Origin of the sequence: Paenibacillus sp. UNC496MF (genome assembly GCF_900113915.1) — a bacterium.
Lineage (GTDB): Bacteria > Bacillota > Bacilli > Paenibacillales > Paenibacillaceae > Paenibacillus_Z > Paenibacillus_Z artemisiicola.
In genome coordinates this window covers 22,144-43,197 of the sequence record NZ_FORE01000007.1, presented here as the reverse complement: position 1 = coordinate 43,197, position 21,054 = coordinate 22,144, and the positions used below count along the sequence as shown (strand labels likewise).

The window sequence follows — 21,054 nt, the reverse complement described above, 5'->3', positions numbered from 1 at the left end:
CGCGTCAACGCCGAAGCCGCTCGTGCAGGGCCGGCGTCTCCGCCGTGCCGGAACGAAGCACGGCGACGAACCGGCCGTCCAAAGCCGTCGTGCCGAGATCGACGCAGAAGACGGTTCCGGCGGAGAGTCCGCGCACGAACCAATTGTCCGCGCGCCCGTCGATCCGAACGTCGCGGCAATGGTTCGCGTTGTCTCCGTTGAACGACGTATAGGTCACGTCGTAAACCCGCAGCAGCTTGGGCAGCTCGTCCCACGCGCAGTGGAAATGCTCCTCGATCATCCGGATGCGGCGCTCCGTGAGCGTCCAGTAGACGTACAGCGTGCCGGGGTCCTTCGGCAGCAGGACGAGCCGGTCGTCCTCGTCGCGGGCCGTTCCGCGGTTGGCGTCGGCGGCGTCGTGCCACGCGGCCTCGCCGTCTGCCGGCGCCTGCGCGGCAGCGGCGGCAGCGCTTTCGGCGTAGGCCGCATCGACGATGGCCCGCCAAGCGGACTCGCCGTCGGCCGCCGCCGGGGCGGACAGCGCCGCGGCCTCGCTTGCCGTCCCGGCCGCCTCCGCGAGCGCTTGTTCCGCGTATTCGCTGGCGGCCGGCGCCTCTGCCGAAGCCGCCGCAGCGCCGGCGCCCGGCCCGGCTACCGCCCCGGCTTCCATCGCCGCATCGGCCGCTTCCGCGAGCGCTTGTCCCGCGGCTTCGTCCTCGACCGGCGGCTGCGCGGACGCCGCCGCGGCTTCGTTTGCCGCATGAGCCGCCTCCGCGAACGCTTGGTCGGCAGCCTCGCCGCCGACCGGAGCGGCGTCGACCGGCGCGGCAGTCGGTCCCGCCGCTTCGCCTTCGTCCCCGCCGCGTCCGTTCCTCGTTCCCCCGAGCTTGGCCAGCCGGTATTTCACTTTCCCGATGCTGAGGCCCAGCCTATCCGCGATCGCTTTTTGCGTCAGCCCTTCTTCTTTCAACTTGAGGATCTCGTCCAACACGTGCCGGCCTCCTCCCTTCGAATCGCGGCCGTCGGCGGCTTAACGCCGCCGTCCGCCCGCGTACCTCCGCATTATATAAAGAAGTCGGCGATAAATTGCTCGAAACCTGACACGAAAATAAATTGGGGAGAACGTCCCACCCCTCCGGATGTCCACGCCCATTCCCCCTAAAAGCGCCTATCGGATTCGGGCGCGTTGCCTGCCGGATCGTTGACGCGGCGGCGCCGCGGGGCTGTTTCGGACGGCAATTGCGAACATCGGCATCGCGCCTGAGCCGAGCGACCCACACCCCGCTTTCGAGCCGCTGTCGAACCATAGCCGTTTCCGCGCGGCTTTCGACGGGCGAAGTCGCAAGAAAGCGCAAAAATCCGCAGCCGGGCGCGGCTGCGGATTCCGAAAACGCATGCAGGGTGAACGCTTTTTCCTTAAAAGTTTAAAGTTCCGATCGCCGGCAAAACTCCGGTCGCCGGCGGCAGGGGTAACGCTTCGGCCAAATAAGCCTCCAGCTGATCGAACGTGCCTCCGTAGCCTTCCTCCATCGAAGCGAAGCCGCTTCGGAAGACCCGTTCCTCTTCCGGCGTCGCGTTGAGGGGGCTGCTCTTGAGCCGGATCGTCGTGCGGGCGCCCGCTTCGGCGAACGTGACGCTGTGGAGGATTTCGAGCGGCCAGTCCTCCTCGAACGGCGGACGGACGACGGCGCCCTCCGCGTCGGAGAAGGAATTGACGAACACGATCCGTTCCGGCTCGGCAATGTCCAGGAAACGGAACAAGCCCCCATTTTCATGGCCGTCCGGGGTGCGCATGACGTAATTGAACCGGCCGCCCGGCCGGAAATCGAGCTGCGCGGCGCTGACCGCAAGCCCCTTCGGTCCCCACCACCGCTCCAAGTGCTTCGCCTCCGCCCATACCCGGAACGCCAGCTCGCGCGGCGCGCCGAACGTGCGCGCAACGACGAATTCGTTGGCCGCGGCGCCGGCGGCCCCGTGGTTGTCGCTCATGATCAAACCTCCGTATCTGCGTAATGGATGTAGCCTTCCCGATTAGCTCGGGGTTCTACTTATATATACCTCGAAATTCCTGTCAAGGCATATATCGGACAGGCGGTTATCCTGAACGTCCGCTTTATTCCCGAATCCGATAATCCATGACAAACCTTGTCACGATTGCGGTTTATACTCGACATCAAGCCCCGGCCAAGCGGCTGCGGGCAGCTCACAACTCGCGAAGGAGATGATTCAGCATGACCTATCAAGCTACTCCGTTCATTCTGCTGGACGGCGAGGCGAAGGCCGCGATCGCGTTCTACGCGCGCGCCTTGGACGCGGAGATCGCCTTTACCCAAACGTTCGGCGAGGGACCGGCCGATCCCGGCCACCCCGTCCCGGACGCCGCGAAGGACCGCGTCGCGCATGCCGTCCTGAAGCTCGGCGGCGCCGACCTGTTCGTCGCGGACGCGTTCCCCGGCGCCGCCGGACCGGACGGCGGCCGCGTCCAGGTCTGCCTCACGGTGCCCGACGCCGAGGCGTCGCGCCGGTTCTTCGGCGCGCTTGCCGATGGCGGGCGGATCGTCATGCCGCTTCAGAAGATCCATTTCAGCCCGTCCTACGGCGTGGTAACGGACCGGTTCGGCGTGACGTTTCAAATCTTCACCAGCCGGTAAGGCGCGGGGAAAGGACTACGGGCGGACCGGCGCGCGCGGTCTTTAGGACCGGGCATGCGCGCCGTTCGCACGGCCGAAGCCGGAGCAATCCGGCTTTTTTGATGCAAGCACGGCCCGGCCTCGACGGCCCGGCCGTCCGGAAGGGGAACGCCGACGCATGAAACGACTGAACATTTACGCGATGCTCGCCGGCTTTTCCGTCTTCACCGGCGCATCGTTCGATCTGGCGAAATACACGGCCGGCTATTTCTCGCCGCTCGCCGCCGCGGCGTGGCGGTTCGGCCTGGCCGCTCCGGCGCTGCTCGCTTTGCTCCACGTCACGGAAGGCATCCGCTTCGCTCCCGTCAGGCGGAACGCGCTCGCGTACGCCGCGCTCGGCGTCGTCGGCATCTTCGGCTTCAGCGCGCTGTTCTTCTGGGGCCTTCGCTACACGTCGCCGGTCAACGGCGCGCTGATCATGGCGCTGAATCCGCTGCTGACGTCGGTCGCGGGGCGATTCCTACTGAAGGACCGCATGACGCCCAGGCAGGCCGCCGGACTCGGCGCGGCGCTGATCGGCGTCGCGATCGTCGTCCTGCACGGCTCGCCGGGCGCGATCCGGACGTTGTCGTTCTCCGCGGGCGACCTCCTGCTCCTCGCCGCCAACCTGTGCTGGACCGGCTACGGCGTCTTGGGGCGGCGCCTCGTCCGGGACGGCAGCGCGCTGTCGACGACGGCGTATTCGACGCTCGCCGGCGCGATCTGCCTGATCGCCGCGGCGCAGTTCGCGCCGAGCCCCGCGCCGCTCGAACGCGTGCCGCTTGGCTCCTGGGGCGCCATCGCCTTCATGGCCTTCTTCACGAGCGTGCTCGGCTACTCGTGGTGGAACAAGGGCATGGCGGAAATCGGTGCCGGCCCGACCTCCGTCTTCTTCAACGCGGTTCCGGTCGTGACGATGGCCGTCTCGGTGGCGGACGGCGTGCCGGTGACCGCGGCGCAAGCCGTCGGCGCGCTCCTCGTCCTGTCGGGCGTGTGGACCGCCGCCGCCCCGCTCCCCGCGGGCCGCCGCCGCGGCCGCGCGTCCTGAAGGCCCGCCGATCCGCCGGCACGCGATCGCCGGCTCGCCGCCCGGACGATTACGAATAACGCGCCAGCAGCTCGGTCAGCTTCCGCCGGATCGCTTCCTTCAGCTCTGCGGGCCCGTGCAGCTCGGCTTCGGCGCCGAGCCCGATGAAGAACTCCGCGAAGAACGCCAGGTCGCCGCCCGGCACGTCCGCGTCGATCGTTCCGCTTCCGTCCTCGCGCACGTCCAAGAGCGGCGCGAGCCAGAGCTCGCTCTCGCAGCGCTGCACGCCCGCGCGCGTCAGCCCGGCGCGCAGGCGGACGGGCGCCTCCGGCGCGGAGGCGGCCTTCCGGCTGTCGCGGACGTCGCCCAGCTCCAGCGGCTCCGTGTCCGGATCGGGCGCCGCGGCGCGGATCCGGTCGCACCGGAACACGCGGTAGCCCTGGCGCTCGAAGCAATACGCCGTGCAGTACCAGAAGCCGTTGTTCGCGTACAGGCACACCGGCTGAATCCGCCGGCGTTCCGTGTCCGCTTCCTTCGGCGCGTAGTCGATCGCGAGCGCCTTCCGGCAGACGGCGGCGTCGAGCAGCAGCGCCAGATGCGGCGTCTCGCCCCTGCGCGCCGGCGTCACGAAGTCCACGCGGTCCTTCATCCGGTCGATCCGTTCCCGGACGTCCCCGGGCATGTGCAGGTAAAACTTGCGCAGCGCGGAGGCGGACTCCGTCTCGAACGGCAGCGACGCGTAATGGCGCAGCGCGTGCACGGCGAAGAACATCGCCGCGGCCTCCTCCTCGGTGAACGCGATCGGCGGCAGCACCCGCTCCCGCACGACCTGATACCCGCCGTGCGGGCCGACCTCCGAATAGAGCGGCACCCCGAGCTCGCTCAGCTCCTGCAGATCCCGCAGGATCGTGCGGGTCGACACGCCGAATTCGTCGGCCAGCTCGCGCACCTTGAAGCGCCGCTTCCGGTTCACGGTCATCATCAGTTCCATCAGCCGTTTGGACTTCGGCATGCAGGCCGCCTCCTTTCGTTCGATTGCCCCAATAGCTTATCAGGCGTTCATGACAGTTTCCGTCACCATTATGCGGTACGCTGGACGCGCAAGCAACTTCAACCCGTTAGGAGTGTTCGACGATGGGCAAATTCACCGCCCTTTTCTTCCTCGTCATGTTCATGATCGGCACCGACACCTTCCTCATCTCGCCCCTGATTCCGACGCTGCAGGCCGAATTCGGCGTCTCGACGGGCCATGCCGGCTGGATGATCGGCGCCTATACGCTCGGCTCCGCCCTCTTCGCCTTGATCGCGGGGCCGCTGTCCGACGGCTGGAACCGCCGCACCGTCATGCTGTGCGGCCTGCTCGGCTTCTCCGCGGCGACCGCGCTGTGCGGCTTCGCGGACGGCTTCTGGACGATGTGCCTGCTCCGCTTCCTGGCCGGCGTCAGCGCCGCGTTCACGGCGCCGCAGGTGTGGGCGTCGATCCCGGCCGTCATGCCGGCATCCCGCATTCCGAAGGCGATGGGCGTCGCCTTCTCGGGCCTCGCCGCCTCCCAGGCCTTCGGCGTGCCGATCGGCAGTTGGCTCGCGGCCGCCCATTGGTCCGTCCCGTTCTGGACGATCGGCGCCGCCTCGCTGCTGCTTGCCGCGGCCGTCTTCCGCCTCATGCCGGACGTGAAGCCGGCGGCCGCGCCGCCGGGCGGACGCGCCGCCGGGCGGACGCGCCGCGATCCTGCGCCGGTACGCTCCGCTTGCCGCGAGCGGCCGGGCGAGATCCGGCTTCCTCGCCTACCTGCTGCTCCATCTCGGCAGCGGCGCGTCGCTTGCCTTCGCCGGCAAGTGGATGGCCGACCGCTTCGCGCTGCCGGTCGGCCAGATCGGCACGGTCATGATGTTCCTCGGGCTCGGCACGCTGCTCGGCAGCCTGCTCGGCGCGTACCCGGCCCGGAAGCTGGGCCGCGCGAACGCCGCGGCCGCGGGAATGGCGCCGATCGCCGCGCTGTACGTCCTCGGGCCGCATCTCGGCAGCCTGCCGGCCGCGACGGCGCTCTACCTGCTGATCTTCGCGCTGCTCGGCATGGTCTTCCCCGTCGTCATGGAGGCGCTGACGTCGCTGAACGCTTCCATCCGGGGCACGATCTCCAGCCTGGCCAACGCGACCATGAACGGCGCCAACACGATCGGCGCCTGGATCGCGGGCCTGCTGTACGCGCAGCTCGGCGGCTATGCGGCGATCGGCCTCTTCTCTGCCGTCTGCCTGCTGCTCTCGCTCGGCGCGTTCCTCGCCGGCGGCGTGCTGGCGGAGCGGGCGCCGGCGCGCGGCGGCGAGGCTGCCGCCAAGCCGTAACCCGCGCCGCGCGCCGGCGTGGCGTCACCTTCCGCGGCACGCCATTCCGCGGGCGCGCCAAAAAGCCCCGGGCAAGTTCAAGCTTGCCCGGGGCTTTTTGGCGCGAGAGCCGGCATGCCCGGTCCCGCTCCGCCGCCCGGTCTTCCATCCGCGCGGTCCGCCGGCGCTCCCGGCGTAAGCCGCGCCGCTACAGCCGGCTCTGCCGCCGGTACTCCGACGGCGTCACGCCGATATGCTTGCGGAAGTTTTTGGACAGCACGTGGATGCTGGAATAGCCGTATTTCTCCGCGATCTGCGTGATCGACGCGTCCGACTGGCGCAGGTCGCACTTGATCCGCTGCAGCTTGCGCAGCATCATGTAATGCTTGGGCGAGAGGCCCGTCTCTTCGCGGAACAACGCATAGAACCGGCTGCGCTTCAGGCCGGCCTCCGCCGCGTACCGCAGCAGCTCCCGCTCCTCGAGCTCCTGCCGGCTCGCGACCAGCCGCAGCAGCTCCCGGATGCGGGGATCGCCCCCGCCGCCGACGTCGCGATGCGCCGCCGACAGAAACAACGACAGAAACACCTGAAATTCGCCGCGCCACCGGAGCGTCTCCCCGACGGCATCCCCGCCGCGCTTGCTCGGCGCTTCGAGGAACCGGTCATGGTACGACAGCCACAGCCCCAAGTCGGAGGCCGCGGTCACGGACTCGATCCGCATCGCCGGCTGCTCGTCCATGTACGCCATCACCGGCTCTCCGGGCCCGGCGACGTAATGGAAGAATTCGCCTTCGCCGGCGAACGGGCGGCGCCGCGGCTGCCAATCGAAATAAACCTCCCGATGGATCATGGGGTCTGCCCCGTCCGCCCGCCAGCGATGAACCCGGCCGGCCGGAATATAGACGAGGGCGCCTTGCTTCAGCGCGTATTCCCGGTCGTCCAGATGCAGCAGTCCCTCGCCGGTCTCCACGATGATGACGGCGTTCGTGTACGCGGAGCGGCCCGGCGTCGTCTCCTGCGGGCAGTACGCGTACCGCCTCGCGAAAAGCAAATAAGGGTGAAGGGCGGCAGGATCGAATCCTGCGGTCTCGTTGCCGCGGGTGGCAGCGCTCATCCGTTGACTCCTCCTCGAGCGGAATCCGGTCCCGCTTCCGGGACGTGCCGGCTGCGATTCGTTTCATTATAAAACCGCCCGCGCGGGCGGGACAAGCGCTCCCGGCCGCGCGGACGGTCGATCGTGCGTCCGCCTATTGCTGCTTCTGCTTCTGCGTATCGTAGGCCTTCTGATAAATTTCGAGGTACTTCTTCAAATTCAAGCCGTCGAAGCCCTTCACGTAGCTGTCCCATTCCCCGTCGGTCAGCTTCTTGGAGCCCGTTACGAACTGCGCCATGTTGGAGCGGACGTACTCGTTGATCTGCGTGCGCAGCATGATCGCCTCGTTGGCGTCGTTCTCGTCCATGAAGATCGTGAGCGGGAACGTCTCCTCCGGCTGGCGGTTCTCGTAATTCTTGGCCGTCTCCGTGAACAGCCGGAATTCGTAGCCCTGCTGCGACATCATGTCCGCCGGGGCCGTCCACGATTCGCGGATCGCGCGCGTCCGCCGCGTGATGCCCATTTGATCCCAGTTGTCGTTGAACGTCGTGCTCAGGTTCCAATATTCCGGCTTCAGCGTATACTTCGCCTGGTTGCCGTGCACGTCCTTCTCGCCCGGCTGCGCCTTCGTCCAGTACTTGCCTTCGAGGCCGTATTCGTTCATGATCGCGAATTCCTCGGAATACATGTAATCCGCCATCTTGATCGCCGCGATGGCCTGCTCCTCCGTCGCCTTGTTCGTGATGGCGAACTGGCCGTTTCCGTAGGCCTTGTAGTACCCTGCGTACGCGACGCCGCCCGGTCCCTTGAGCGGCGCGACCGTCACGTATTCCTTGTGGCGGTTCTGCCCTTCGGCCAAGCTGAAGTACATGCCGATATGCCCCGCGGCCACGCTGCCGCTGACGTTGTCGCCTTCTTTGTTGCCGACCTGCGCCATCTGGTCGTTGTTTTGCGTGAACGCCTCCTTGTCGATGAGCCCTTCGGCGAACAGCTTGTTGATGTACGTCAGGCCTTGGCGCCATTCTGGCTGGTTCGCGGCCAGCTGCACCTTGCCGTCCTTCATGAAGAAGAAATCCTCGTCGTTGTCGTAGATGAACGCGTTCATCAGGAAGTTCGACGGAATGCCGTGCCACGTGTTGAACGCGCCGGACAGCGGAATCTCGTCGGCCTTGCCGTTGCCGTTCGGGTCCTGCGTCTTGAACGCCTTCAGCACCTCGTAATATTCGTCCGTCGTCGTCGGCATTTTCAGCCCCAGCTTATCGAGCCACGTCTGATCGATCCACAGCTTCTGCGAATACCAGCAGTGGAAGCAATCGTTGATGTGCGGCAGCGCGTAAATGTTGCCGTCCGGCGCCGTGATGGCCGCCTGCAGGTCCTTGTCCTCGGCGAAGGCGCGCTTGATTTCGTTGCCGTACTTGTCGATCAGGTCGTTCAGCGGCTGCAGGATGCCCTGCTTGCCGTACGAGATCTGCTCGGCTTGGGTGAAGTCGCCCGAGAGGAAGACCGCCGGATAGTCGCCGCTCGCCAGGATGAGTTTCTTCTTGTCCGCGGCGTTGGCGCTCGGGGTCGCGTCGAATTTGAATTTGATGTTCAGCTTGCTCTCGACGGCCTTCGTGACGTCGTTGGTATAGATGTCCTCGATGCGCGGGGACACGCTGATGAACGTATCGAGCGTGACGGCCTTGCCGCTGCTCTCCCCGCCGCCGTTCCCGGCGTTCCCGGCGTTGCCGCCGTTCGCCGCTCCGCCGCCGTTGTCGCCGCCGTCGTTGCCGCAAGCGGTCAGGAGCAGGACCGTCGCCAGGATCAAACCGAACCATTGCGCGCTTCTCTTCTTTGTTCTCAAGACAGACGCCTCCTTGGTCATATCGTGCGAAACCTTGCCGTTCCACCGGCATGCCGGCCGTGCCTCTCGTCCCCGATCGGCGGCATCACCCCCTGACCGGCCGCGTTCCTTATCCTTCTTGCTTCTTATCCTTTCAGGGAGCCGATCATGATGCCCTGCACGAAATACTTCTGCACGAACGGATAGATCGCCAGCACCGGCAGGGTCGCCACGACGATGAGCGAGAACTTCAGCAGGTCGCGCAGCCCCTGCATCGCCGCCATTTTGTTCGCGTCCACCATCATGCTGGAGTCGATGGAGTTCAGGATGAGAATGTTCCGCAGCACGATCTGCAGCGGGAACAGGTCCGGCGACTTGAGGAAGATGAGCGCCTCGAAGTAGGCGTTCCACTGACTGACCGCGTACATGAGCACGAGCACCGCCAGAATCGGCTTGGATAACGGCAGCACGACGCGCCAGAGGAAGCCGAGGTCGCTGCAGCCGTCCAGCTCCGCCGCCTCGCCGAGCTCCTTCGGAATGCTGGACTGGAAGAACGTGCGGGCGATGATGACCTGCCAGACGGCCATCGCGCTCGGCAGCAGCATCGACCACCGCGTGTCGAGCAGGTGAAGGTTCTTGACCGTCAGGTAGTACGGAATCAAGCCGCCGCTGAACATCATCGTCAGCACCAGCACCCCCATCAGGAGGTGGCGGCCGTAGAACGTCGAGCGCGACAGCGGATAAGCCATCATGACCGTCAGGCCGACGTTGATCAGCACGCCGAAGACGGTGTAAAAGAGCGAGTTGCCGTAGCCCGTCATGATTTGGGGATTGGAGAAAATCGCCCGGTACCCCGCCAGGCTGAAATCGACGGGCAGCAGCCACACCCGGCCGCTGATGACCGCCTGCGGCGAGCTGAAGGACGAGCTGAGAATGTACACGAGCGGATAAAGCACGATGAGCAGAATCAGGATCAGGAACGCGTAGACCAGCGTCAGGAACAGCTTGTCGCCGAACGATTCCCGGATGGCGTTCGATCGTGTCATGGCCGATCCTCCTTTACCATAGGCTGCTTTCGGACAAGCGCCGCGCCGCGTAATTGACGGTCAGCAGCAGAATGAGATTGATGACCGAGTTGAACAGGTCGACGGCGGCCGAGAAGCTGAAGTTCGCCCCGAGCAGGCCGATCTTGTACACGTACGTCGAGATGACCTCCGAAGCGCTCGTGTTGAGCGGGTTTTGCATGAGGTAGATTTTCTCGAAGCCGACGTTCATGATCTGCCCGACGTTCAGGATGAGCAGCACCGTCGCGGCCGGCATGATGCCCGGCAGGTCGATGTGCCACACCTTGCGGATCCGGGAGGCCCCGTCCACCCTCGCCGCTTCGTACAGGTCGACGTTGATGCCGGAGAGCGCCGCGAGGTAAATGACGGCCCCGTACCCGATGCCCTGCCAGACGTTCGACCAGACGAAGATGCTGCTGAAGTAATTCGGGACGCCCATGAAGTTCACGGATTCCATCCCGAACGCGTTCAGAATGTGGTCGACGAAGCCGAGCCGCGGCGACAGGAAGAGGATGATCATCGACACCATGACGATCGTCGAGATGAAGTACGGCGCGAACGTCACCATCTGCACGAGCCGCTTGAAGCGCATCCCGCGCACCTCGTTCAGCGCGAGCGCCAGCAGAATCGGCGCGGGAAACCCGACGAGCAGCGAATACAGGCTGATGACCAGCGTGTTCTTGATGAGCACCCAGAAGTTCGGCGATTCGAAGAACGTCCGGAAGTGCTTGAGCCCGGCCCAGTCGCTGCCGAGTATGCCCTTCACCGGGCTGAAATCCCGGAAGGCGATCTGGGCCCCGTACATCGGAATGTACTTGAAAATAATCAGGTAGGCGAGCGGCAGCAGCACGAGCAGGTACAATTGCCAATGCCGCTTCACCCGCTTGCCCCGGTCCCTGAGCGCCAGCGTGCCGCGCCGGGCGGGCGTCGTCGTCGCGTCCTTTCTTTCGAGCACTCCCGTGGTAGACGGCATGTTGCTTCCCCACATCCTTTCGGTTTCGGCCTTTCGATCGGATCTGACGATTCGGCGGATTCGGCCTGGATTGACTTTCACGATAAAGGAGCGTGGACAGACGGACAACCGCCGATTATCCGCGGGGCGATCAATTTTCCGAAGCCGCGCCGCGCTTGGGCTCCGGGGCGCGGACGATCAATTTTCCGGCGCCGCTCAGCTTTCCGGCGGACGCCCCCCGCGGCCGAAAGAACCCATCCCCCGCCCCGCCGGGGCGCATGGCAAAAGGGCCGGACGCGAGCAGCTTCGCCTGCTAGCGTCCGGCCCTTCTTCCGTGCCCGTCCCGCCGCCGCGCTCAGATCGCGGCGTTGCGCTTGCGGAAATCGACGGGCGAGATGCCTTCGACCTTGCGGAAGACCCGGCGGAACGTCGCGGCGTTGGCGTACCCGACCCGCTCGCCGACCTCCTGGATGGAATCCGGCTGCTCCAGCAGCCGCTTCTTTGCTTCCATGATGCGCAGCTGGGACAAATAATCCAGGAAATTCTCCCCGAACTCTTCCTTGAACAGCTGACTGACGTATTTGGCGCCGAGGCCGAACCGCTCGCCGAGGTGGTCGAGCGACAGATCCGGATTGGCGTAATGCTCGGCGATGTAATCCCGGATATCCTGCAGCAGCTGGCGGTGCTGGCGATGGCCCGAGAGCCGGTCGAGCCGCGCCGCGAACTCGCCGAGCACGGCGCCGAACCGCTCCCGGAGCCGGTCGAGCGCATCGAATTCGTCGACGGCCTGAAGCAGCGGCCCGGCGGCCTCGTGCTGCCACAGCTCGTAATATTCCTTCGACGCCTCCGACAGCTGCAAATCCATGAGCGCCAGGAAGTACCGGCACAGCTCGGCGATGTCGCCCCTCGGCAGACAGCATTCCCGCATCCCCCGGAAGAAGTCCTCGAAGCGCGTCCGCCACTCTTCTTCCCGCAGGCGCAGCTGCTGGCTCAGCTTGTGGATCGCCTGCAAATGCTTGTTCGTCTCCTTGACGGCCGCGCGCGCCGTCTCGCCGTGCACGATGACGCGGTCATGGCCGAGCACGGCCTTGAACGTCAGCGCCTCCAGCGCCTGACGGTGCGACGGCCCCGCGCCCGAGCCGGCATCGGCCGCGCCGCCGATGCCGATCGTCACCGTGAACGCCAGATGCTCGCGTACCCAGGACGTGATATGCGCCGCCGTCTCGCGCGCGATTTCCCCGGCCGACGCCTCCAGGAACAGAATGCCCGTCATCCGCACCGGCGACGTCCATTCCAGCCAGAGCTGGACCGGATGCCGGGAGGCGAACAGCTCGTGCGCCGCGCTGCCGACGACGTATTGGAACAACGACCGGTCGCGGCCGGAATACCGGCCGAATGCCAGCTCCGGCTCGTCGATCTCGACGACGAACGCCTGGATCCGGTCATGCGGCGGCAGGGCGAGCGGCTCCAGCTCCTCCGGCGGCCCGTGCTCGGCCTGCAGCAGCTCCCGGAACAGCGACTTCCGCCTGCGCGCCGCCGTCTCCTCGGCTTCCTTGCGGAACCGCTTCGACTGCTCGGCGAAGTTGTCGATGGCGGTCTCGATGAACGTGAATTCGTCTACCGCCAGCCGTCCGAGCGAGGGCTTGCCGGGCCCGAACTGATCCTGGATGCGGTAGACGAGATCGGCGATCGGCTTATAATTCTTCCGCGCGATGTAGACGATCGAGAGGCCGCCGGCGAGGAAGACGAGCAGCCCGATCATGAGCCACGCGCTCGACAGGCTGGACATGACCGCGACGGCCATCCCGTTCGCCACCCCGGTCTCCGCCTTCCACCCGGTGTAGGACGAGGTTTGCGTGGCGAGCACCTTGCCCCCGGACGGCGCGCCGCCGGGATCGAACAACGGCCGGCCGGCCCGGTCGTACACCTGGACGAACGCGCGCTTCGCGTCGAACGCTTCGCCGAGCATGCTCCGGATCTCCGGGAGGCTGACGTTCACGACGATCATCCCGTCCATGCCGCTGCTGAGCGAGACGTTGCGGACGAGGCTGACGACCTCCTTCGGGCGCTGGTTCGGAAATTCGCGGAACGGCCGGAACGCGCTCCAGGACGACGTGTACGTCGGATGCCCGCTCATCCGGCTGTGGATGAAGTCGTAGTCCGAGAACTTGTCCAGCTTGGTCGTGACGCCGCTGAAGACAATGCCGTCCCGGTAGCGGACCAAATAATACGAGTCGATCATCGGCATGGCCTGCTTCAGCTGCAGCATCCGGTTCACGACCTGGTAGTTCAGGAAGACGTCGTCCTCGCCGCTCGCCAGGAAAAAATCGTTCAGCAGTTTGCCGGACGACATCTCGCGAATCAGCGTGTTGTCGATCGAACGCAGGCCGACGTCCAGCGACTGCAGCAGCTGGTTCAGGAACACTTCGCTGGAATCCTTCGTGTTGCGGTTGTTCTGTTCGACGAGCGTCTGGAAGAAGACGAAGAAGAGGAGGGAGAAGATGATGCAGAAGATCGGCAGATAGGACCAGATCGTCTTGCGCAGCCAGGTACGGTTCAAGGATCATCATCCTTTGTACGGAGTTTGAGGACCCGTCCTCTAAACGGGAGGCGGCATTGTAACCGTATACATTTAGTTCCATTATAGAACCGGTCGGACGAATCGTCTTTGTTGTTTCCGCCGACTTTTTGTCCGTTTATCCAATCGTTCGCGGACTTGACCGCGTTCGAAGCGCCGGTTTCCGACGGATAGGTAAAAAATGAGAAATGAGGCATACTAACCAAGCGCGACGGCATGCAGCGAAAAATCCGGGAGGTGCGCGAGGTGAAAATGCGAAGAACGCCCTTCGGCGCGAACGGCGACGCCGGCGGCAACGGCGGCGGCAACGGCGGCGGCAACGGCGGCGGCAATAACGCGGGCGGCGCCGGACAAGCCTTCGCCGCCCGCGGCGGACGGCTCGATACGGACTTGAACGCGAATCTCGACCGCATCCGCGGCGAGCTCGCGGGGAGTCCCGATCTGGTCGTGCGCAAATTCACCCTGCGAATCGCGGGACGGCTCCCCGTAGCGGCGGTGTATCTGGAGACGGTAACGGACAAGGATACGGTGAACGATTTCGTCATGCGGTCGCTGATGCCGCCGTATGCCGCCGATGTCCCGGAAGCCGCGGACTCGCCCGAGGCGGCGTTCCGTTACGTCTGCGACAACGCGCTCGCGGTCGGCCACATCGAGATGCTCGACGACTGGACGTCGCTGCTGCTCGAGCTGCTCTCGGGCAAGACGCTCCTGCTGCTGGAGGGCTGGAACCAATGCATCTGCGGCAGCACGATCGGCGGCGAGAAGCGGGCGGTCTCCGAGGCCAGCACGCAGGCCGTCGTCCGCGGCCCGAAGGACAGCTTCTCCGAATCGGTCGCGACGAACATCGCGCTCGTGCGGCGGCGGATTCGCAGCCCCAAGTTCGGCTTCGAGTCGCTCAAGATCGGCACGGTGACGCAGACGACCGTCGCGATGCTCTACATCGACGGCATCGTGAAGGACGACATTCGCCAAGAGGTCCGCAGGCGTCTCGAGAAAATCAACACGGACGCGATTCTGGAATCGGGCTACATCGAGGAATTCATCGAGGACAGCTGGTATTCGCCGTTCCCGACGGTTTTCCATACGGAGCGGCCCGACGTGGTCGCGGCCAACCTGCTCGAGGGGCGCGTCGCGATCGTGGTCGACGGTACGCCGTTCGTGCTCGTCGCGCCGACGGTGCTGTCGCAGTTTTTCACCGCGGCGGAGGATTATTACCAGCGTTACGACATCGGCACGTTCATTCGGCTGCTCCGTTACGTCGCGTTCGTCATCTCGCTGTTCGGCCCGGCCTGCTATATCGCCTTGACCACGTTCCATCAGGAAATGCTGCCGACGACGCTTCTGATCAACTTGTCCGGCGCCCGGGAGGGCGTCCCGTTCCCGGCCATCGTGGAAGCGTTCCTGATGGAGATCAGCTTCGAGATCCTTCGGGAGGCCGGCATCCGGATGCCCCGGGCGGTCGGCCAGGCCGTCTCCATCGTCGGCGCGCTCGTCCTCGGCGAAGCGGCCGTGCAGGCCGGCATCGTATCGCCGATCATGGTCATCGTCGTGGCCATCACCGCGATCGCCAACTTCTCGATCCCGGCGTACAACCTGGCGATCACCGCCCGCATGCTGCGCTTCCTGTTCATGCTCGCGGCCGGCTTCCTCGGCTTCTACGGCATCATGCTCGGCATGCTCATGCTGGTCGCGCACATGAATTCGCTGCGCTCGTTCGGCGTCTCCTTCCTGTCGCCGCTCGTGCCGCTCAAATACAAGCAGATGAAGGACGCGCTCGTTCGGCTGCCGCACTGGTATGCCGACGAGCGGCCCGACGATACCGCGGCGGATACGAGCCGCATGCCGCCGGGCCAGAAGCCGCAGCCATGACGGCGCGAAGAGGGAAAGGGGCTGAGGGCCGATGAAGACGGACTCCGGACGAAACGCCGGACGCCGGTGGAGAAGCGCGCTGCTGTCGATCGCCGCCCTGCTCTTCCTTCTGGCCGTGACGGGCTGCTGGAACAGCCGGGAGCTGAACCAATTAGCGATCGTGACGGCCATGTCCGTGGACAAGGCGGAGGGCTCCGACCAGTACGACTTGGCCTTCCAGGTCGTCATGCCCGGCGAGATCATGAGCTCGAGCAAGAGCGGGAGCGGAAACGCGCCGTTCTCCGTCTACACCGTGCGGTCCAAAACCTTGTTCGAAGGCATCCGCAAAGCGTCCAAGCAGGTGCCGCGGCAGCTGTTCTTCTCCCATATCGAGGTCGTCATTCTCGGCGAGCGGCTCGCCGAGTCGGGAATCGCGGAGCTGTTCGATTTCTTCGAGCGCTCGCACGAGGTCCGGCTTACGTCGATGCTGCTCGTCGCGCGCGGCGACCCGACGGACAAACTGATCAGCACGATCGTGCCGCTCGCGCCGCTGCAGTCGGAAGCCTTGATGGGCGCGAGCGAATTTTCGGCGAGGATCTGGTCCGGTTCGCCCGTCATCGGCATCGACGACGTGATCCGGAAGCTGATCAATCCCGGGGCGGAGCCTTCCATCAGCGGACTGCGGCTCGTCGGCGACGGCATGCCCACCGACAACAAGCAGCGGCTGATGCAGACGCGCCTTCCGTATCATCTGGAAATTTCCGGCGTGGCCGCGTTTCGCGAAGGCAAGCTGGCGGGCTGGCTGGACAACGGCCAGGCGCGCGGCTACATGTTCATCGCCGACCGGATGCGGAGCACCGTCATGAACCTCCCGTGCGAGGACAAGCCGGACGGCATCGCGCTCGAAGTCGTCCGAAGCCGGACCAGGACGAAGGTGACGTTCCGCGAAGGCCGGGCGAAGGTCGAGATCGCCGTCAACGCGGTCGGCAACGTGGCGGAGGTGCAATGCGGCGTCCCGCTGCAGAAGCTGGAGGAAATCGACAAGCTGGAGCACGAGTGGAGCCAAGCGGTGAAGGCGGATATGATGGCGGCCGTCAAGCGGGCGCAGACGCTCCGGTCGGACGTCTTCGCCTTCGGCGAAGCGCTGCAGCGCAGCCAGCCCAAGGCGTGGAAGTCCGTGGCGGGCCGATGGGGCGACGTCTTCGCGGAAGCGGACGTCGCCATCACGTTCAAAGGGCAGATCCTGAGGACGGGCATGCGGGCCAAGTCGTTGTTGGAGAAATCTTGAGAAACGGAGGCGAATAAGCGATGGACAGCAAAACGGCGCGCATCGGCCCGCTCCACTTGTTCGCGTGGATTACGCTGTTCGAGCTCGGATCCGCGGTCGTCATCCCGGTCGGCATGGAAGCCAAGCAGGACGCGTGGATCGTCATCGTGATCGGCTGCCTGATCGGCATGGCCTTCTTCGGGGGCGTGTTCGGCACGCTGTACCGGCTCTATCCCGAGCTGCCGCTCACGGCGTACATCCGCCGCATCGTCGGCCCGGTCCCGGGCTGGCTGATCGGCTTCGGGTACTTGCTGTATTTCATCTACATATCCGGGCGCAATACGCGCGACTTCAGCGACCTGTTGACGGCGGCCGTCTACGATATGACCCCGATGTTCGCGATCGCCATGTTCATGCTCCTCGTCGTCGGGTACGTCATTCGGCTGGGCATCGAAGTATTCGGGCGGACGGCCTTCCTGTTCTTCTTGTTCAGCTGCTTCTTGTTTCTGTTCATCGTGACGCTCGCGATCTTCTCGGACATGTCGCAGGCGAACCGGATGCTGCCGGTGCTCGGCGAAGGCTGGAAGCCCGTCCTGAAAGCCCTGTTTCCGACGAACCTGACGTTCCCGTTCGGGGAAATGGTCGTCATGACGATGTTTCTGCCGTACTTGAGCAAAGGGTGCAAGGCGGTCGGCGTCGGCGTAAGCGCGATGGCGTTCAGCGCGGTGCTGCTCTGTCTCGCGACGTTCGTCAACATCTCGGTGCTCGGCATCGAGATCGCCTCGCGCGCGACGTTTCCCCTATTCACCTCCCTCAGCCGGCTGCGGCTCGCGGAAATGATCCAGCGGATGGACTCCGTCGTGCTGTTCCTGCTCGTCATCACGAGCTTCTTCAAGATCGCCACGTTTCTGTTCGCGGCGGTCCTCGCCGCGGGCGACTTGTTCGGCGTCCGCAATCTCCGCGCGCTGATCATGCCGATCGGCCTGATCGTCCTGTTCCTCTCGCTGACGATGGCGGGCAGCCTGACGGAGCATCTGCAGGAAGGGCTCAAGATCGTGCCGTATTACCTGCACCTGCCGCTGCAGTTCGGCATTCCGATCCTCTTATTGATTATCGGGCTGATCCGGCGGGGCAGACGACGTCCGTCCGCTTCCTCCTGACGGCCTCTTCCCGCCGCCGAACAATCGCCGGAACGCGGCGGCGAGCGGCACGCGGAAGAAGAGGAGGAGAAGCGCGGCCATCATCGTCTTCTCGACCGCGCCGTACAGCGTGAACGGGAAATAGAGGTTGCGCAGCATCCGCTCCGGGGATAGCCGCTGCAGGACGTCCATCCCCAGCATCAAGGCGACGGCGCTCGGAAACAGCAGCGCGAACACGGCATAGCGTTTGGCGTCTTTCATGGGCGAACTCCCTTTCGTTGCCGCTTATAGCGGATCGCGGGTATTATTCCCGGAAGACGCCTTCTTCTCTCCCGCGGCCGAACGCTTCCGCCAGCGCCGCCGCGAGCACGGCCGCCAGCAGCAGGGCTAGCTCCGCGCGCGACGGCCGCAGTTCCGCCGCCTGCCGGAGCAGGAGGAACGCGGCCCCGAACGCGGCGCCGCCGAGGCCGCCGTACAGCCTGGGACGCGGAAGCGGCGCGCGCGCGCGGGACGGCAGCGGCGCGCGGGCGGCGTGGCTCGGCTCCGGCCGGGCCGGACCGTTCAGCTCTCCGGCCGCGCCCAACGTCACGCCGGCGAATCCGCAGCCGGCGCCGAGCATCGCGACCGCGGCCGCCGTCGCGTCGGCCCCGCTCCACGCGAGCAGGCCCAGCAGCGCGGCCGCGAGCAAGGCGAGCCCCGGCCGGACCGAGATCCAGGCCGAGCGCGACAGCATGTTGTCCGGCACGTAGGCGCCGATCGCGAGCAGGAGGCCCGGCAGCAGCAGCGTGCCCGCCTCGACGGGCGACAGCCCGCGGCCGGCGATCAGCGCGCAGGCGACGGAGACGAGCAGCGCCGCGTAAGCGAAATGCGCGACGAAGAGCAGGACGGCAGGACGGCCGGGCAGGCGGCTCCGGCGGCTTGCGGACGTTTCCCGGTCGATCGTATCCGGCGCGGGGTTCCTCATGCGATCCCTCCTTTATCTTCGCAGGTTCCAGGCGTCCGCGCCGTACTTCTCGGCGGCGAGGCGTCCGGCCAGCTCCGTCTCGAACGCGGTCAGCGCGCCGGGCTCGGGCTCGACGCCGAGAAGCTCGGCGAAGCCGGCGAGGAACGCCGCTTCCAAGTCACCGATGGCCGCAGGGGCCAAACCTTTGCGGCGCAGGCAGGGATTAATCGCCACGGCATGGCGCTCGAACGCCGCGCGCATCCGGCGCCTTCGCTCCGCGTCCGGGAAGCGCAGGACGTCGTGCAGCAGCCCGGCGTCCAACTCCATCGGAACCGAGCCGTGCTGCAGCAGAACGCCGTCCGCGCGCATCTGGGCGCTGCCGGCGATTTTCCGGCCTTCGACGACGATCTCGTATTCGGCCGGGGCGTCGAAGCAGGCCGCGGACGCTTGACCCGGGGAAGGCGGCCCGGCGGCGGCGTTCGCCTGCGCGTGTTTGGCCGCGGCCGGCGCGTCCCCGCCGCTTCCGCCGCCGAACGGGCGGGCGTCCAGCCCGAGCCGGCGAAAGCCGCCCAGCAAGCCTGCGCTCAGCATGGCGCACGCTTTTGCCACCCCGGCCGGAAGGCCCGGATGGCCCTCCGCCACGACCAGGCTGTACGTGAGCTCGCGGTCGTGCAGGACGGCCCGTCCGCCGGTCGGCCTGCGGACGAAAGCCACGCCGCGCGCTTCGAGCGCCGCGAAGTCGACGTCCCGTTCGGCGCGCTGGAACCGCCCGACGGACAGCGTCGGTTCGCGCCAGCCGTAGAACCGCAGAGTCGGCGGCGCGAGTCCGCGGGCATGCGCCGTCATCATCGCTTCGTCGATCGCCATGTTCTCCGCCGCGCTCCGGACGCCCGTATGCACGAATCGCCACATGGAGCTCATATCCCGAGCGCCAGGCCGTCCGCGCCCAGCATCGCTTCGCCGAGAATTTCCGACAGCGTCGGATGCGGATGAACCATCCGGCCGACCTGCATCGACGTCGCCTCCAGCAGCCGGGCGAGCGCCGCCTCGCCGATATAATCGGTCACGTGCGGGCCGATCATGTGCACGCCGAGTACGGCTTTCGAGCCTTCCTCCGCCACGACCTTGACGAACCCGTCAGTCTCCCCGAAGACGAGCGCCTTGCCGATCGCCTTGAACGGGAACTTGCCGACCTTGACCGAACGGCCGGCCTCGATCGCCGCCTGCTCCGTCAAGCCGACCGATGCGATTTCCGGCCGGCCGTAGACGCATTTCGGCACGGACGCGGGATCCGGCGCGTGCGCGTCGAGCCCGCAGATGCGTTCGACCGCCGTCACGCCTTCGTGGCTGGCCACATGCGCGAGCTGCAAGCCGCCGATGACGTCGCCGATCGCGTACACGCGCGGGTTCGCCGTCCGCATGGACGAATCGACGGCGATGCATCCGCGCTCGACGGCCGCGCCGGTCCGTTCGAGGCCGAAGCCGTCGACGTTCGCGGCCCGGCCGACGGAGACGAGCATCCGCTCGGCTTCGAGCATCTCGGTCTTGCCCGCGCGCTCGATCCGCGCCGCTATGCCGTCCGCGCCGGCCGCAACGCCGCCGTCCGCCAGGCGGGCGCCGGTCACGACCTTGATCCGGCGCTTGACGAACAGCCGCGCCAGCTCCCGCGAGACGTCGGCGTCCTCGGCCGGCACGAGCCGGTCCGCGGTCTCGACGATCGTCACCCGCACGCCGAAATCCGCGAGCAGCGATGCCCACTCCACGCCGATCGCCCCGCCGCCGACGATCAGCATCGACGCCGGCAGCTCCGCCATCGCGAGCGCTTCGTCGCTCGTCATGATGCGCGAGTCGGCCGGCAAGCCCGGGAGGCGCCGCGGGCGGGAACCGGTCGCCACGATCAGATCGCCGAAGCCGATACTGACGGAAGCCCCTTCTCCGTCGGCGATTTCGACGACGCCGGCGCGATCGCCGACCGGCCCGCAGGACGCGATCGTACCGGTTCCGCGATAAACCGCGATGCCGTTCTTCTTCATCAGAAATTCGGCGCCGGCCCGCAGCTGCCGCACGACGGCGTCCTTGCGGGCAAGCACGCCGGCGAAATCGACCTCGACGCCGCCCGCCCGGATGCCGAAGCTTTCGCTCCGCTTCATTGTCTCGAACAGCTCCGCGCTGCGCAGCAGCGTTTTGCTCGGAATGCAGCCTTTATGCAGGCAGGTGCCGCCGAGGCCTTCCTTCTCCACGAGCGCGACCCGCTTGCCAAGCTGCGCGGCGCGAATCGCCGCCGCGTAGCCGCCGGGACCGCCGCCCAAAATGACGATGTCGTAATCGTTCACGAATCTTCCTCCGCCTC

At 66.2% G+C, this 21,054-nt stretch carries 18 protein-coding genes and 1 pseudogene; 7 read left to right on the top strand and 12 right to left on the bottom strand.

The features are described from left to right. Positions 1-4 precede the first annotated feature (4 nt). Complete coding sequence (locus BMZ79_RS11925; protein ID WP_090640333.1) at positions 5-970, bottom strand: DUF4912 domain-containing protein; 966 nt, start codon at positions 968-970, stop codon at positions 5-7. Positions 971-1,395: 425 nt separating this feature from the next. Further along, positions 1,396-1,968: an SRPBCC domain-containing protein gene (locus BMZ79_RS11920; RefSeq protein ID WP_090640330.1), complete on the bottom strand. Its 573-nt coding sequence runs from the start codon at positions 1,966-1,968 to the stop codon at positions 1,396-1,398. A gap of 242 nt (positions 1,969-2,210) precedes the next feature. On the opposite strand from BMZ79_RS11920, the gene BMZ79_RS11915 reads away from it, so the two are divergent. Then, entirely contained in the window at positions 2,211-2,630 is a 420-nt protein-coding gene (locus BMZ79_RS11915; protein WP_090640327.1) for a VOC family protein, read from the top strand. A gap of 157 nt (positions 2,631-2,787) precedes the next feature. Beyond that, on the top strand, positions 2,788-3,696 hold the full coding sequence (locus BMZ79_RS11910) for a DMT family transporter (protein WP_090640322.1): 909 nt from the start codon (positions 2,788-2,790) through the stop codon (positions 3,694-3,696). A 49-nt stretch (positions 3,697-3,745) separates the two neighbouring features. On the opposite strand, the gene BMZ79_RS11905 is transcribed toward BMZ79_RS11910, so the two are convergent. Next, positions 3,746-4,687, bottom strand: coding sequence for a helix-turn-helix transcriptional regulator (locus BMZ79_RS11905; RefSeq protein WP_090640319.1), 942 nt, complete (start codon positions 4,685-4,687; stop codon positions 3,746-3,748). A gap of 122 nt (positions 4,688-4,809) precedes the next feature. Here BMZ79_RS11905 and BMZ79_RS35080 point away from each other — a divergent pair. Together BMZ79_RS35080 and BMZ79_RS35075 are read left to right on the top strand one after the other, a co-directional pair. Further along, positions 4,810-5,343, top strand: a pseudogene (locus BMZ79_RS35080) (MFS transporter); the annotation flags it as partial. A gap of 172 nt (positions 5,344-5,515) precedes the next feature. After that, the gene (locus BMZ79_RS35075) at positions 5,516-6,019 is read left to right on the top strand and encodes an MFS transporter (protein ID WP_256252693.1); all 504 of its coding nucleotides are present in this window, start codon (positions 5,516-5,518) and stop codon (positions 6,017-6,019) included. A gap of 187 nt (positions 6,020-6,206) precedes the next feature. On the opposite strand, the gene BMZ79_RS11895 is transcribed toward BMZ79_RS35075, so the two are convergent. From BMZ79_RS11895 to BMZ79_RS11870, 5 genes are all read right to left on the bottom strand, one after another. Beyond that, positions 6,207-7,112, bottom strand: coding sequence for a helix-turn-helix domain-containing protein (locus BMZ79_RS11895; protein ID WP_090640316.1), 906 nt, complete (start codon positions 7,110-7,112; stop codon positions 6,207-6,209). A gap of 133 nt (positions 7,113-7,245) precedes the next feature. Continuing rightward, on the bottom strand, positions 7,246-8,934 hold the full coding sequence (locus tag BMZ79_RS11890) for a type 2 periplasmic-binding domain-containing protein (protein ID WP_143088939.1): 1,689 nt from the start codon (positions 8,932-8,934) through the stop codon (positions 7,246-7,248). 125 nt (positions 8,935-9,059) lie between these two features. After that, complete coding sequence (locus BMZ79_RS11885) at positions 9,060-9,959, bottom strand: carbohydrate ABC transporter permease (protein ID WP_090640311.1); 900 nt, start codon at positions 9,957-9,959, stop codon at positions 9,060-9,062. Positions 9,960-9,972: 13 nt separating this feature from the next. Further along, a complete protein-coding gene (locus tag BMZ79_RS11880) occupies positions 9,973-10,932 on the bottom strand; it encodes an ABC transporter permease (protein WP_371263691.1) in 960 nt (319 codons plus the stop codon). Positions 10,933-11,284: 352 nt separating this feature from the next. Continuing rightward, positions 11,285-13,489 carry an AraC family transcriptional regulator gene (locus BMZ79_RS11870; protein WP_090640301.1) on the bottom strand — a complete coding sequence of 735 codons (2,205 nt, stop codon included), beginning with the start codon at positions 13,487-13,489 and terminating at the stop codon, positions 11,285-11,287. 270 nt (positions 13,490-13,759) lie between these two features. Between BMZ79_RS11870 and BMZ79_RS11865 the strand changes: the two genes are divergently transcribed. Genes BMZ79_RS11865 through BMZ79_RS11855 form a run of 3 tightly spaced genes read left to right on the top strand, consistent with a single transcriptional unit; the run spans position 13,760 to position 17,782 of the window. Further along, positions 13,760-15,376: a spore germination protein gene (locus BMZ79_RS11865; RefSeq protein WP_090640985.1), complete on the top strand. Its 1,617-nt coding sequence runs from the start codon at positions 13,760-13,762 to the stop codon at positions 15,374-15,376. Between the two features lie 31 nt (positions 15,377-15,407). Then, positions 15,408-16,643: a Ger(x)C family spore germination protein gene (locus BMZ79_RS11860; RefSeq protein ID WP_090640298.1), complete on the top strand. Its 1,236-nt coding sequence runs from the start codon at positions 15,408-15,410 to the stop codon at positions 16,641-16,643. A gap of 20 nt (positions 16,644-16,663) precedes the next feature. Then, entirely contained in the window at positions 16,664-17,782 is a 1,119-nt protein-coding gene (locus BMZ79_RS11855) for a GerAB/ArcD/ProY family transporter (RefSeq protein WP_090640296.1), read from the top strand. Here the strand turns inward: BMZ79_RS11855 and BMZ79_RS11850 are convergent. The 4 genes from BMZ79_RS11850 to lpdA are packed head-to-tail and all read right to left on the bottom strand — an operon-like array spanning position 17,726 to position 21,037. Next, a complete protein-coding gene (locus BMZ79_RS11850) occupies positions 17,726-18,022 on the bottom strand; it encodes a YczF family membrane protein (protein WP_090640293.1) in 297 nt (98 codons plus the stop codon). The two genes, BMZ79_RS11855 and BMZ79_RS11850, sit on opposite strands and share 57 nt — an antisense overlap. Before the next feature lie 43 nt (positions 18,023-18,065). Continuing rightward, entirely contained in the window at positions 18,066-18,725 is a 660-nt protein-coding gene (locus BMZ79_RS11845; RefSeq protein WP_090640290.1) for a hypothetical protein, read from the bottom strand. Positions 18,726-18,737: 12 nt separating this feature from the next. Next, on the bottom strand, positions 18,738-19,616 hold the full coding sequence (locus tag BMZ79_RS11840; RefSeq protein WP_371263688.1) for a lipoate--protein ligase family protein: 879 nt from the start codon (positions 19,614-19,616) through the stop codon (positions 18,738-18,740). 5 nt (positions 19,617-19,621) lie between these two features. After that, positions 19,622-21,037, bottom strand: coding sequence for a dihydrolipoyl dehydrogenase (gene lpdA, locus BMZ79_RS11835; protein WP_090640285.1), 1,416 nt, complete (start codon positions 21,035-21,037; stop codon positions 19,622-19,624). Positions 21,038-21,054 lie beyond the last annotated feature (17 nt).